The organism is Saccharopolyspora sp. CA-218241, assembly GCF_050954615.1.
GTDB classification, from domain to species: domain Bacteria; phylum Actinomycetota; class Actinomycetes; order Mycobacteriales; family Pseudonocardiaceae; genus Saccharopolyspora; species Saccharopolyspora cebuensis.
In genome coordinates, this window is sequence record NZ_CP191860.1 from 5,796,546 (window position 1) to 5,809,266 (window position 12,721).

The following is a 12,721-nucleotide window of genomic DNA, read 5'->3' on the forward strand; positions in this document are numbered from 1 at the left end:
GAACGCACTTTCCAGTGACTGGGGAACCTCATGGTGACCAAGCAGGGCAGCGGCACGGCCGACGACGCGGACCTCCGGCGCGCGGATTCCCTGGCGCGGGAGATCTTCTCCGACGTCGCCAACAAGTGGGCGCTGCTGATCATCGACGTGCTGGCCGGGCGCACCCTGCGGTTCAGCGAGCTGCGCGACGAAGTCGAGGGCATCAGCCACAAGATGCTCACCCAGAACCTGCGGATGCTGGAGCGCAACGGCTTGGTCGAGCGCACCGTCCACCCGACCGTGCCGCCGCGCGTCGACTACGCCCTCACCGGCCCCGGCCTGGCGCTGCGCGGGACGGTCGACGCGATGTGCGACTGGACCCACCAGCACATCACCCACATCGAGCAATCCCGCAACCGCTTCGACACCTGAGCAACCCACGCACGCGCGAAACCCGGTCATCGTCAGGCAAGCGGCGAAGCCGCTTCCGCTTTGCCCCACCAGAGCACGGCACCGCTGGGGTTCCGCCACCCGCACCGCCACGCAACCGGACCACAACACCACCAAAAAATCACTCCACTTCCGGATGCAGGGGTGGTAGGGCTGCACTGGCTTCTGTTCTGCTCAGACCGCTGGCCTGGAGCAGGTCCACCGCGATCGAGCGGACCTGGAGCACCACGACCTGCATCGAGAAGTCCCCCTCGCCGAGCAGCTCGACGGTGGACCGGCGGGCGACCGACCGGGCGGCTTCGCGCGCCTGCATCGGTTCCGCGCCGCTGGCCAGTTCGTCGCGCAGCAGCACCACCGCCCCGGCGAGCTCCTCGAGCAAGCCGGGCAGCGGTCTGGGTACGGGTTCGTCGTCGCGCAGCGCCGCCATCGCGCGTCTGGCGAGCACGCGGGTGTTGCGCAACGCCCGGTCGATCGGGGTGGAGGCGGATTCGTAGCGCTGGAGCTCGCCGCGGCTGCGCCAGCGGATCGGGGCGAACCGGGAGATCTCCAGCCCGGCTTCCAGCGCGGTGCGGAACTCCTCGACGAGCCGCTGGCTCTTGCGGGCGTCGGCCAGCACGTCGGAGGCGCGTTCCACGTCGCTGCGGGACACCGCGCCCGCGATGCCGCGCAGCGCGTCGGCCAGCGCGCCGAGCACCAGGCGACCGTTGCGGTGCGCCACCGCCAGCGGGTTGGCGGGCAGCAGCGCGGCGACGACGAAGCCGACCAGCCCGCCGATCGCCGCGTCGAGCATCCGGGTCAGCCCGCCGGCGCTGGCCGGGGGCAGCAGCGTCGCCACCAGCACCGAGGACGAGGCGGCTTGCAGCACGATGATCGCGCCGCTGTCCAGCAGCACGGCGGTGCTCATCGCCAGCGCCACGACCAGCGCGATCTGCCAGGAGCCGGTCCCGATGAACGAGATCAGGATGTCGCCGACGCCGATGCCGATGCTGACGCCGACGACGAGTTCCAGCGCGCGCCGCATCCGCTGGCCGAGCGACACGCCCAGCGAGATGACGGCGGCGATCGGCGCGAAGAACGGCTTCGGGTGCCCGATGACCTCGGTCGCCAGGAACCAGGCGACCCCGGCCGCGATCGCGCACTGCACGATCGGCACCCCGGTGCGCAGCAACCTGCGGATCCGGCGGATGACTTCCTCGCGCAAACGCAACACGGGCGTCATTGTCCGCCAACCCGGCCCGCTCCGGGCGCGACACCCGGAGCGGACGGGCGAGGTCACGCCAAGCCGGTGGCCTCCAGCGCGGCCTCGTCGCTGTCCAGGAGCAGTTGCCTGCACCGGTCGAACTCGTCGGTCTCGCCGATCTCGCGGGCGGCCTTGGCCAGCGCGGCCACCGAGCGGAGCACGCCGCGGTTGGGCTCGTGCCGCCACGGCACCGGCCCGAAGCCCTTCCACCCCGCCTTGCGCAGGGCGTCCAGCCCGCGGTGGTAACCGGTCCGGGCGTAGGCGTAGGCGGCGACCGGCTCACCGGCCTCCAGCGCGGCCTCGGCCAGCGACGCCCAGGCGGCGCTGAACGCCGGGTGCCCGGCGGCCACCCGCGACGGGTCGGTACCGGTGTCGAGCTCCTGCTGCGCGACCTCGTCGGTGGGCAGCAGCGTTTCCGGCGGTTCGAGCAGGTTTCGGTTCGTCATGGGCGCAATCCTGTCATCCGCGCGAGTCGGCGGTCGGGCACCGCCGGAAAGCGCTCGTCCAGGTGAGACCGAACGGAGTGAGGGGCACCCTTGCCCAACATACTGGGACAAGGGTGCCCCTCACTCGGGACACGAACGGGACTCAGGACACGAACGGGTGGTTCAGCCCGCGAGCATCCGGCCTGCGGACTTGAGCGTCTCGCAGGCGTTGGCCACGCGGGCGGCCATCGCCTGCTCGGCGACCTTGAGGTAGCTGCGCGGGTCGTAGACCTTCTTGTTGCCGACCTCGCCGTCCACCTTGAGCACGCCGTCGTAGTTCTTCAGCATGTGGTCGGCGATCGGCCGGGTGAAGGCGTACTGGGTGTCGGTGTCGATGTTCATCTTGATGACGCCGTAGGACACCGCCTCGTGGATCTCCTCCAGCAGCGAGCCGGACCCGCCGTGGAAGACCAGGTCGAACGGCTTGGAACCGGCGGGCAGCCCGAGCTTCTCGGCGGCGACCTCCTGGCCCTGCTTCAGGATCTCCGGGCGCAGCTTGACGTTGCCCGGCTTGTAGACGCCGTGCACGTTGCCGAAGGTCGCGGCCAGCAGGTAGCGGCCCTTCTCGCCGTTGCCGAGGGTCGCCACGGTGCGCTCGTAGTCGCCGGGCGCGGTGTAGAGCTTCTCGTTGATGTCGTTGGCGACGCCGTCCTCCTCGCCACCGACGACGCCGACCTCGATCTCCAGCACGATCTTCGCCTTGGCCGCCTGGTCGAGCAGCTCGGAGGCGATCTCCAGGTTCTCGGTCAGCTCCACCGCCGAGCCGTCCCACATGTGCGACTGGAACAGCGGGTTCTCGCCCCGGTCGACGCGCTCCTGGCTGACCTTGATCAGCGGCCGGACGAAGCCGTCCAGCTTGTCCTTCGGGCAGTGGTCGGTGTGCAGGGCGATGTTCACCGGGTACTTCGCCGCGACGACGTGGGCGTACTCGGCCAGCGCGGTCGCGCCGGTGACCATGTCCTTGACCTTGGTCCCGGAGGCGAATTCCGAGCCCCCGGTGGAGAATTGGATGATGCCGTCGCTCTCGGCCTCGGCGAACCCGCGCAGCGCCGCGTTGAGCGTCTCCGACGAAGTGACGTTGATGGCCGGGTAGGCGAATTCTCCCGCCTTGGCCCGGTCCAGCATCTCCGCGTAGACCTCGGGGGTCGCGATGGGCATCGGTGGTCCTCCTCGGGGTGGAGTGTGGCGTGGAGTCGCGCAGGATCCTACGAGTCCGCAGCGGCGGAGCTGTCGAGATCGGCGCTACACTTTCGCGTCACAGTGCCGCAGCTCGGTCGGCTTTGCAAAGCCGGTGACTGGATTCAGAGGCGGACCGGACCTGTGGACATGCTCACAGGAATCATAGCCAGGAGCCGGTCACGGTGTTCCACTCGCGGATCGACGTCGAGGCGATCACACCCGCCCGGGTGTACGGGTCGTCGTCCAGGATGCGCTGGACGGCGTCGGCGTCTGCGGCCTCGTAGACGATCAGGGCGCCGCGCTGGTCCTCGAACGGCCCGCCCGCCAGCAGCACGCCCTGCTCGGCCAGCTCCCGGGAGTACTCGCGGTGCGCCGGGCGCACCTCCAGCCGGCGCTCCTCCTGCTCCCCGTACACGAGCTCGACCACGAACTTGGCCATCCGGACCTCCCTGACAGCGGATCTCCGGGCACGCTACCCGGTCGGGCGATCCTGGGGACCGCTCAACCGGTAGTTTTGCAGATCATGGGCGAGCAGCACGGAGTGGAACGGACCGTCGAGCGCACGCTCGGCCACCTGCGCGCGCTGGACTCCGAACCGGAGCCCGCTCCGGACCGGCCGCTGACCTTGGAAGACCTGTACCGGCAGCACCGGATGCGGTTGGTCCGGCTGGCGATCCTGCTGGTCGACGAACCGGCCACCGCCGAGGACGTGGTGCAGGAGGCGTTCACCGGCCTCTACCGCAACTGGGGGAAGCTGCGCGACGCGCGCGCGGCCGTCGGTTACCTGCGCACCGCGGTGGTCAACGGCAGCCGGTCGGTGCTGCGGCGGCGCAAGACCGCCCGCGAGTACCAGCCGCCGCACCAGGCAGACGCGCGCTCCGCGGAGTCGCTGGCGATGCTCAGCGCCGAGCACCAGGCGGTGGTGGCGGCGCTGGGCGAACTGCCGCGCCGCCAGCGCGAGGTGCTGGTGCTGCGCTACTACGGCGACCTGTCGGAGGCGGAGATCTCCGAGGCCACCGGGGTGTCCCGGGGGACGGTGAAGTCGACCGCGAGCCGGGCGCTGGACGCCCTGCAGAAGATCCTCGGCGTCGGGTAGCCGCGCACCCCCGTTCGGCACCGCCCCCCAAGTTGGTGTAGACCAATGGGTGTGCGGTGGCGGAGGATCGACGGCGTGACCACACACGTCATCGCCGTCGACGTCGGCGGCACGGAGATGAAGGCCGCCCTGGTGGCGGTGGAACCCGGCACCGCCACGCCGCTGCGCGAGATCCGCCAGCCCACCCCGCGCGGGGACGGGCCGATCCTCGACGCGGTGCGGGGGCTCGTCGAGAGCCTGCGCGGCGGGGTCGAGCTGGCCGCCGCCGGGGTGGTGGTGCCCGGTGTCGTCGACGAGCGCACCGGCGTCGGGATCTACTCGGCCAACCTCGGCTGGCGCGACCTGCCGATCCGCGACCGGCTCGCCGAGCAGCTCGACGTGCCGGTGATCCTCGGGCACGACGTGCGCGCGGGCGGGCTCGCCGAAGCGCGGCTGGGCGCCGCCCGAGGGCTGCGCGACGTGGCGGTGCTGCCCATCGGCACCGGCATCGCCGCCGCGCTGATCCTCGGCGGCGCGCTGCACACCGGGGGCGGGCGGGCCGGGGAGCTCGGGCACGTCGACGTCGGCCACGGCGAGCGGTGCGGCTGCGGCCGGACCGGCTGCCTGGAGGCGGTGGCGTCCTCGGCGGCGATCGCCCGGCGGTACCGGGCGCGCTCCGGCGAACCGGCGGCCGGGGGCGCGGAGGTCGTCGCCGCGCTGCGCGACGGCGATCCGCACGCCGCGGCCGTCTGGCAGGACGCGGTCGACGGACTGGCCCGCGGGCTGATCGTGCTGGCCGGCGTGGTGGCACCGGAATGCGTGGTGCTCGGCGGCGGGCTGGCCCGCGCGGGCGGACTGCTCGTCGAACCGCTGACCGCGCGGATCGACGAGCTGCTCGCCCCGCACCACCGGAAACCGCGCCTGGAGCTGGCGGAGCTAGGGGACACCGCGGGCTGCCTCGGGGCGGCCCTGCTGGCGACGGAAGGGCTGACAACGGCGTGAACACACCAGAACTGCTGTCCGGCGGGCGGATCGTCACCCCGGAGGGGGTGCTGGACCGGGGTTGGGTCCGGCTGTCCGGGACGACGATCCGCGAGGTCGGCCTCGGCGAACCGGACCCCACCGGCCCCGCGTTCGACCTCGCCGGGCGCTGGTTGGTGCCCGGGTTCATCGACCTGCACTGCCACGGGGCGGCGGGGGCTCGTTCACCAGCCTCGACCCCGCGCAGGCGGTGGACGCCGTCCGCGCCCACCTCGCGCACGGCACCACCACCCTCCAGGCCAGCCTGGTGTCGGCCCCGCTGCCGGACCTGGCCAAGCAGATCGGCGCGCTGGCCGAGCTGGTCACCGACGGGCTGCTCGCCGGGATCCACCTCGAAGGCCCGTTCCTGTCCTCGGCGCGCTGCGGGGCGCACGACCCGGCGGTGCTGCGACCGCCGGACCGGGACTCGGTGCGCGGGCTGCTCGACGCCGGAGCGGGCGCGGTCCGGATGGTCACCCTGGCCCCGGAGCTGCCCGGCTCGCTCGACGCCATCCGCGATCTCGTCGACGCCGGGGTGATCGCCGCCGTCGGGCACACCGACGCGGTGCTCGACGAGGTGGTGCCCGCCGTCGAGGCCGGGGCGACGGTGGCGACCCACCTGTTCAACGCCATGCGCCCGCTGCACCACCGCGAACCGGGGCCGATCGGGGTGCTGCTGGACGACGAGCGGGTGACGGTGGAGCTGATCTGCGACCTCGTCCACCTGCACCCGACGGTGGCGAAGCTGGCCGCCTCGCACGCCGGGACCGAACGCACCGTGCTGGTCACCGACGCGATCAGCGCCACCGAGGCCGGGGACGGCAGCTACGAGCTGGGCAAGCTGCCGATCACCGTGGTCGACGGGGAGGCCCGGCTGGCCGACGGATCGCTGGCGGGCAGCACCCTGACCATGGACGTGGCCTTCCGCAACCTGGTCGAGGTGTGCGGGCTCTCGGTGCCGGAAGCCGTCGCGGCGGCGTCCACGCGCCCCGCCGCGCTGCTCGGCACCGCCGACCGGGTCGGCGCCATCCGGCCGGGGCTGGCGGCCGACCTCGTGGTGCTCGACGAGGACCTGCGGTTGGAGGGCGTGCTCAAGGACGGTTCCTGGGCGGTGCGGCCGGGTTGATCGCTACCCTCGGGGGCGTGACCACCCGCGAACCCCAGGACGTCCTGGCCGCCGCGCTGCGCGCGCACGCCGTCGGCGGCAACCCCGCCCCGGCGCCGCGCCGGAAGCTGCCGGTGGCCGGGGTGCTGCTCTTCGCCCTGCTGCTCGGCGTCGTCGCGGGCGCCCTAGCAGCGGTCATCACCCTCCTCTGAAGGCCGAGCGAGGGGCGCCTCTGACGAGGCTCCCGTCGAGGGTCTGCGTGGCGGTGCGGGTGGCGGAACCTCGGCGGCCTTCTCGCTCCGGGCGCCCTTCGTCATGTACAAGCGCGTACACAGCGTCAGGGCGTCCTCGCGAGAAGACCGCTGAGAACCCGCGGCGGTGCGAGCTGGGTGCCCCACCGCAATGCGGCTCCGCCGCATTCTGAAGAACCTGGTGCGGAGCAGGTGGCCCTCACTCAGATGCGCCGCACTCAGGTGCCGAGCCGCGTCACCAGGCCTGGGTGAGGTCGGCGTGCTGGCGGACCCAGGTGTGCATCACGATCCCGGCGGCGACCCCGGCGTTGATCGAGCGGGTCGAGCCGAACTGCGCGATGGAGACGACCAGGTCGGCGGCCTCGCGCGCGTCCGCGCGCAGCCCCGGGCCCTCCTGGCCGAACAGCAGCACGCAGCGGCGGGGCAGCTCGGTGCGCTCCACCGGCTCGGCGCCGGGCGCGTTGTCCACCGCGACCACCGCCAGGTCGTGCGCCGAGGCGAACGCGCGCAGGTCCGCCACCTCCGGGTGGTGCCGGACGTGCTGGTAGCGGTCGGTGACCATCGCGCCGCGCCGGTTCCAGCGCCGCCTGCCCACGATGTGCACCGCCTCGGCCGCGAAGGCGTTCGCGGTGCGGACCACCGTGCCGATGTTGTGGTCGTGCTGGAAGTTCTCGATGGCCACGTGGAAGCCGTGCCGCCGCCGGTCGAGGTCGGCGACGATCGCCTCCCGCCGCCAGTACCGGTAGTGGTCGACGACGTTGCGCCGGTCGCCGTGCGCGAGCAGGTCCGGGTCGTAGCGCTCGTCCTCGGGCGGCGGCCCCTCCCACGGGCCGACGCCGACCGCCGTCCCCCACTCGGTCGGGCCGACCTCGGGCTCGGTCACAGGCCCAGCTCGGCCAGTCCGAGCAGCGTCCGGTACGGCAGCCCGGCGGCCTCGACGGCCTCCCGCGCGCCGGTGTCGCGATCCACCACGGTGGCCACCCCGACGACCTCCGCGCCGCCGTCGCGCAGCGCCTCGACGGCGGTCAGCACGCTGCCGCCGGTGGTGGAGGTGTCCTCGACGGCCAGCACCCGGCGGCCGGTGACGTCCGGGCCCTCGATCCGCCGCTGCATCCCGTGCGCCTTGGCGTTCTTGCGCACCACGAAGCTGTCCAGCGGGGCGCCCTCCGCGTGCAGCATGGCCGCCGCGACCGGGTCCGCGCCGAGGGTCAGGCCGCCGACGGCGGTGTAGTCCCAGTCGGCGGTGAGCTGCCGCAGCAGCGACCCGATCAGCGGCGCCGCCCGGTGCTGCAACGTCACCCGCCGCAGATCGACGTAGTAGTCGGCCTCCTCGCCGGAGGACAACGTGACGCGTCCGCGCACCACGGCCAGTTCCCGGACCAGGCGGGCGAGCTCGGTGCGCTGCTGTTCATCGACCACGAGGTTCCAGCGTACCCGGCGGCCGGTGGCGCTCAGGTGCGGCCGGGCGTGGTGCGGAGGACGATGGCCCGCTGCACCGACTGCGGCACCAGGCGGCCGAGCGCGACCAGCGCCTTGTACTGCGCGCCGGGGATCGACACCGCCCGGCCGCGCCGCAGGTCCGCCAGCGACTCGTGCACCACGAAGTCGACCTGCAACCAGAACGCCTTCGGCAACCGGCCCATGTCCAGGTCGGCGCGCTGGTGGAACTCGGTGCGGGTGAACCCCGGGCACACCGCCAGCACCCGGACCCCGGTGCCGGCCAGCGACACCGCGAGGCCCTGGCTGAACGTGGTCACGTACGACTTGGTGGCGGCGTAGGTGGAGCCGGAGGACGGGAAGAAGCCGGACACGCTGGACACGTTGAGCACGTCGCCGCGTCCGCGCTCGCGCATCCCCGGGACCACCGCGCGGGTCAGCTCCAGCACCGCGGCGACGTTGACCTCGAGCTGCTCGCGGAAGGTCTCGGTCGGGGTGTCCCAGAACGAGCCGGCGGTGCCGAACCCGGCGTTGTTCACCAGCAGGTCGACCGGGCGCTGCGGGTCGGCGAGCCGCCGCGCGACCGCCGCGCGCTGCTCGGGGTCGGCGAGGTCGGCGGTGAGCACCTCGGTCCGCACCCCGTGCCGGGCGTGCAGCCGCTGCGCCAGCTCGTCGAGCCGGGAGGTGTTCCTGGCGACCAGGACCACGTCGTGGCCCTCGGCGGTGAGACGGCGGGCGTAGGCCCGGCCGATGCCGGAGGTGGCACCGGTGACAAGAGCGGTCGGCATGACCCCAACCTAACCGAGCGGCGCGACCGCGCTGGGAACCGCCGCGGTGCGAGCCGCGGAGGTAGCGCGGAAGCGGCTTCGCCGCCGCTCCGGGGAAAGCGGACGAATCGAGCTCCCGGGCACCTGCTCAGCGACGGCTCTCCGAGGACTCCTCGGACTCGACGCGCTCGGTGGGCTCCTCGTTCGGGTCGGTGTCGAACGGGTCCACCAGGTCGGCGAGGTCGCCGAGCGCGCGCAGCACCCGCTCCAGCCGGGACGGCTCGGCGTCGGCCGGGTCGAGCGCCGCCAGCACCCAGTCCTGCTCCAGCCACACCACGGTGACGTCGTGGCCGAAGTCCTCCGCCGCCGTCACCAGCGCGGGGGTGAGCAACCGGCGCGCGGCGCCGACGTCGGTGACGAAGGCGTAGCGGGAACCGACCGGCCCGAGCAGGTCGAGCTCGGAGTCCTGCGGCACCGGGACGTCGGGCAGCCACAGCTCGACGGTCGCCGGGGTCCGGCGGCGGCAGCGCAGCGCGACCAGCACCGCGCGGGTCCGGCCGCCGTGGTCCAGGTCGAGCACGTAGACCTGGCGCCGCCCGTCGGTGGTGAACGTCGTGCCCGCCACCACGTCGACCGCGGTGGTGCCGCTGTGCTGGGCGAGCACGCCGCGCTCCCACCGGGTCGGCAGCACCCGGTCGGCCTCCTCGAACTGCCAGCCGCGCAGCGCCGCCCAGCGTCGTCGCTCCTTGTTGCCCGACGCGCGCTGGGAGCGGCCGGAGAGCAGCAGAGCGACACCCGCCCCGACGGCGATCGCGGCGATGACGAACCAGAGCCACGCAGGTATGCCCACACGACGCAGGGTAGTCCGATCCCCGCGCGCCGCGAAGATCAGCCGGGCAACCGACGACGAACGGCCCAGCCGCCCGACCATGACCAGCGACGACGATCACCGCTACGCGCTGCGCGAAACGGTTCGCGCGTCAGCACCCGACGGTGAGGCCGGTGTTGTCCCGGTCCACGTCGACCGTGACCACGTCGCCTTCCCGGACGTCCCCGGCCAGCAGCTTGCGCGCCAGCTCGTCCCCGATGGCCGACTGCACCGAGCGGCGCAGCGGCCGGGCGCCGTAGACCGGGTCGAAGCCGTTGAGCGCCAGCCATTCCCGCGCGGCCGGGCGCACGTCGAGGGTGAGCCTGCGCTGGGCCAGCCGCCGCGCGAGCCGGTCGACCTGGATGTCGACGATGGCGGTCAGCTCCTCGGTGGACAGCGCGTGGAACACCACCGAGTCGTCCAGCCGGTTGAGGAACTCGGGCTTGAAGTGCCCGCGCACCACCGACATCACCGCCTCGCCGCGGTCCCGCTCGGTCAGCGCCGGGTCGGCGATGGCCTGCGAGCCGAGGTTCGAGGTGAGCACCAGGATGGTGTTGCGGAAGTCCACCGTGCGGCCCTGGCCGTCGGTGAGCCTGCCGTCGTCGAGCACCTGGAGCAGCACGTCGAAGACGTCCTGGTGGGCCTTCTCCACCTCGTCGAGCAGCACCACCGAGTAGGGCCGCCTGCGCACCGCCTCGGTGAGCTGCCCGCCCTGGTCGTGGCCGACGTAGCCGGGCGGGGCGCCGACCAGCCGCGCCACCGAGTGCTTCTCCGCGTACTCGCTCATGTCGACGCGGACCATCGCCCGCTCGTCGTCGAACAGGAACTCCGCGAGCGCCTTGGCCAGCTCGGTCTTGCCGACGCCGGTCGGGCCCAGGAACAGGAACGATCCGGTCGGGCGGTCCGGGTCGGCGACCCCGGCGCGGGACCGGCGCACCGCGTCGGAGACCGCGCGGACCGCCTCGTCCTGGCCGACCACGCGGGCGCCGAGCGCCTCCTCCATGCGCAGCAGCTTGGCGGTCTCGCCCTCCAGCAGCCGCCCGGCGGGGATGCCGGTCCACGCGCTGATCACGTCGGCGATGTCGTCGGGGGTGACCTCCTCCTGGAGCATCGCCTTGCGCTCGTCCTGCGCCTCGGTGGCGGCGTCGAGCTCCTTCTCCAGCCCGGGGATGCGGCCGTAGCGGAGCTCGGCGGCCTTGCCCAGGTCGCCGTCGCGCTCGGCCCGCTCAGCCTGGCCGCGGAGCTGCTCCAACTGGGTCTTGAGGTCGCGGACCCGGTCGATGGACTCCTTCTCCTGCTGCCAGCGGGCGGTCAGCCCGGAGAGCCGCTCGCGGCGGTCGGCGAGCTCGCCGCGCAGCGCCGCCAGCCGGTCCAGGGAGGCCGGGTCGTCCTCCTTGGCCAGCGCCATCTCCTCGATCTCCAGTCGGCGCACGGCGCGCTCGACCTCGTCGATCTCCACCGGCCGGGAGTCGATCTCCATCCGCAGCCGGGACGCCGCCTCGTCGACCAGGTCGATCGCCTTGTCCGGCAGGTACCGGGCGGTGATGTAGCGGTCGGACAGGGTCGCGGCGGCCACCAGCGCGCCGTCGGTGATCCGCACCCCGTGGTGGACCTCGTAGCGCTCCTTGAGCCCGCGCAGGATGGCCACCGCGTCCTCCGGGCCGGGCTCACCGACCAGGACCTGCTGGAACCGGCGCTCCAGGGCGGCATCGGTCTCGACGTGCTGGCGGTACTCGTCGAGGGTGGTGGCGCCGACCATGCGCAGCTCGCCGCGGGCCAGCATCGGCTTGATCATGTTGCCCGCGTCCATCGCGCCCTCGCCGGTCGCGCCCGCGCCGACGATGGTGTGCAGCTCGTCGATGAAGGTGATGACCTGCCCGGCGGAGTCGGTGATCTCCTTGAGCACCGCCTTGAGCCGTTCCTCGAACTCGCCGCGGTACTTCGCCCCGGCCACCATCGAGCCGAGGTCCAGCGCCACCACGCGCTTGCCGCGCAACGACTCCGGCACGTCGCCCGCGACGATCCGCTGCGCCAGGCCCTCGACGATCGCCGTCTTGCCGACGCCGGGTTCACCGATGAGCACCGGGTTGTTCTTGGTGCGGCGGGACAGCACCTGCACCACCCGGCGGATCTCGGCGTCGCGGCCGATCACCGGGTCCAGGTCGCCCCCGCGGGCGCGGTCGGTGAGGTCCTGGCCGTACTTCTCCAATGCCTGGTAGGTGCCCTCGGGATCGGGGCTGGTGACCCGGGCCGAGCCGCGCACCCGGGAGAACGCCTCGGTGAGCGCGTCGGGCGTGGCGCCGTGCGCGCGGAGCAGTCCCGCGACCCGGCCGCCCTCGGCGGCGAGGCCGACGAGCAGGTGCTCGGTGGAGACGTACTCGTCGCCCATCTCGGTGGCCAGCCGCTGCGCGTGGCCGAGCGCCGCGACCGCCTCGCGGTCGAACTGCGGGGCCGACACGGTGGCGCCGCTGGCGGCGGGCAGGCCGCCGACGAGCCGCTCCAGCTCACCGCGCACCGCGGCCGGGTCGGCGCCGACGGCCGAGAGCAGCGGGGCGGTCAGCCCGTCGCCCTGGGCCAGCAGCGCGCCGAGCAGGTGGGCGGCGCCGACGTCGGGATGTCCGGCCACGGTGGCGGCCTGCACCGCCGAGGAGATCGCCTGCTGGGTCTTCGTGGTCGGGTTGAACGCGTCCATTCCTCACCTCGAGCGGTCCGGAACCGGGGCCGGGGACATCCTCCCCGGCGAACCCATGCTACTACGCAGGACCTGAGGAAAGTTGAGCTACCGCCGCTCAACTTGACACGGTACGACACAACCCGGCTTCTTTTCGGGCAAATGTCACGCGCTGCGCTTGTCGGGGTAACGCG

The 12,721-nt window shown here is 73.1% G+C and carries 13 protein-coding genes and 1 pseudogene; 5 read left to right on the forward strand and 9 right to left on the reverse strand.

The features are described 5' to 3' along the window. The first annotated feature begins 30 nt into the window (after positions 1-30). Positions 31-411: a winged helix-turn-helix transcriptional regulator gene (locus ACQP0T_RS27485; protein WP_433870629.1), complete on the forward strand. Its 381-nt coding sequence runs from the start codon at positions 31-33 to the stop codon at positions 409-411. A gap of 139 nt (positions 412-550) precedes the next feature. Here the strand turns inward: ACQP0T_RS27485 and ACQP0T_RS27490 are convergent, their stop codons facing one another. The 4 genes from ACQP0T_RS27490 to ACQP0T_RS27505 all read right to left on the reverse strand — a co-directional run bounded on the left by ACQP0T_RS27490 (position 551) and on the right by ACQP0T_RS27505 (position 3,772). Next, positions 551-1,648 (reverse strand): FUSC family protein, encoded by a 1,098-nt coding sequence (locus ACQP0T_RS27490; protein WP_433870630.1) that lies wholly within the window; start codon positions 1,646-1,648, stop codon positions 551-553. Positions 1,649-1,701: 53 nt separating this feature from the next. After that, the gene (locus ACQP0T_RS27495) at positions 1,702-2,115 is read right to left on the reverse strand and encodes a DUF3151 domain-containing protein (RefSeq protein ID WP_433870631.1); all 414 of its coding nucleotides are present in this window, start codon (positions 2,113-2,115) and stop codon (positions 1,702-1,704) included. 162 nt (positions 2,116-2,277) lie between these two features. Continuing rightward, positions 2,278-3,312: a class II fructose-bisphosphate aldolase gene (gene fbaA, locus ACQP0T_RS27500; protein ID WP_345360449.1), complete on the reverse strand. Its 1,035-nt coding sequence runs from the start codon at positions 3,310-3,312 to the stop codon at positions 2,278-2,280. Positions 3,313-3,493: 181 nt separating this feature from the next. After that, on the reverse strand, positions 3,494-3,772 hold the full coding sequence (locus tag ACQP0T_RS27505) for a YciI family protein (protein ID WP_345360446.1): 279 nt from the start codon (positions 3,770-3,772) through the stop codon (positions 3,494-3,496). A gap of 84 nt (positions 3,773-3,856) precedes the next feature. Here ACQP0T_RS27505 and ACQP0T_RS27510 point away from each other — a divergent pair, with 84 nt between their 5' ends. From ACQP0T_RS27510 to ACQP0T_RS27525, 4 genes and pseudogenes are all read left to right on the forward strand, one after another. Then, the gene (locus ACQP0T_RS27510; RefSeq protein WP_345360443.1) at positions 3,857-4,429 is read left to right on the forward strand and encodes a SigE family RNA polymerase sigma factor; all 573 of its coding nucleotides are present in this window, start codon (positions 3,857-3,859) and stop codon (positions 4,427-4,429) included. 75 nt (positions 4,430-4,504) lie between these two features. Continuing rightward, positions 4,505-5,410 (forward strand): ROK family protein, encoded by a 906-nt coding sequence (locus ACQP0T_RS27515; protein ID WP_433870632.1) that lies wholly within the window; start codon positions 4,505-4,507, stop codon positions 5,408-5,410. Continuing rightward, a pseudogene (gene nagA, locus ACQP0T_RS27520) lies at positions 5,407-6,554 on the forward strand (N-acetylglucosamine-6-phosphate deacetylase). Before ACQP0T_RS27515 ends, nagA begins: the two are co-directional and overlap by 4 nt. 17 nt (positions 6,555-6,571) lie before the next feature. After that, positions 6,572-6,745, forward strand: a complete 174-nt coding sequence (locus tag ACQP0T_RS27525) for a hypothetical protein (protein ID WP_345360434.1) — start codon at positions 6,572-6,574, stop codon at positions 6,743-6,745. Positions 6,746-7,019: 274 nt separating this feature from the next. On the opposite strand, the gene ACQP0T_RS27530 is transcribed toward ACQP0T_RS27525, so the two are convergent. From ACQP0T_RS27530 to clpB, 5 genes are all read right to left on the reverse strand, one after another. After that, positions 7,020-7,667: a TrmH family RNA methyltransferase gene (locus tag ACQP0T_RS27530; protein ID WP_345360431.1), complete on the reverse strand. Its 648-nt coding sequence runs from the start codon at positions 7,665-7,667 to the stop codon at positions 7,020-7,022. Further along, positions 7,664-8,203 carry an orotate phosphoribosyltransferase gene (gene pyrE / locus ACQP0T_RS27535; protein WP_433870633.1) on the reverse strand — a complete coding sequence of 180 codons (540 nt, stop codon included), beginning with the start codon at positions 8,201-8,203 and terminating at the stop codon, positions 7,664-7,666. The genes ACQP0T_RS27530 and pyrE overlap by 4 nt, the downstream gene beginning before the upstream one ends. A gap of 32 nt (positions 8,204-8,235) precedes the next feature. Continuing rightward, complete coding sequence (locus ACQP0T_RS27540) at positions 8,236-9,009, reverse strand: SDR family NAD(P)-dependent oxidoreductase (RefSeq protein WP_433870634.1); 774 nt, start codon at positions 9,007-9,009, stop codon at positions 8,236-8,238. Between the two features lie 127 nt (positions 9,010-9,136). After that, positions 9,137-9,838, reverse strand: coding sequence for a hypothetical protein (locus tag ACQP0T_RS27545; protein WP_433870635.1), 702 nt, complete (start codon positions 9,836-9,838; stop codon positions 9,137-9,139). A 130-nt stretch (positions 9,839-9,968) separates the two neighbouring features. Further along, positions 9,969-12,548 carry an ATP-dependent chaperone ClpB gene (gene clpB, locus ACQP0T_RS27550; protein ID WP_433870636.1) on the reverse strand — a complete coding sequence of 860 codons (2,580 nt, stop codon included), beginning with the start codon at positions 12,546-12,548 and terminating at the stop codon, positions 9,969-9,971. Between the last annotated feature and the right edge of the window lie 173 nt (positions 12,549-12,721).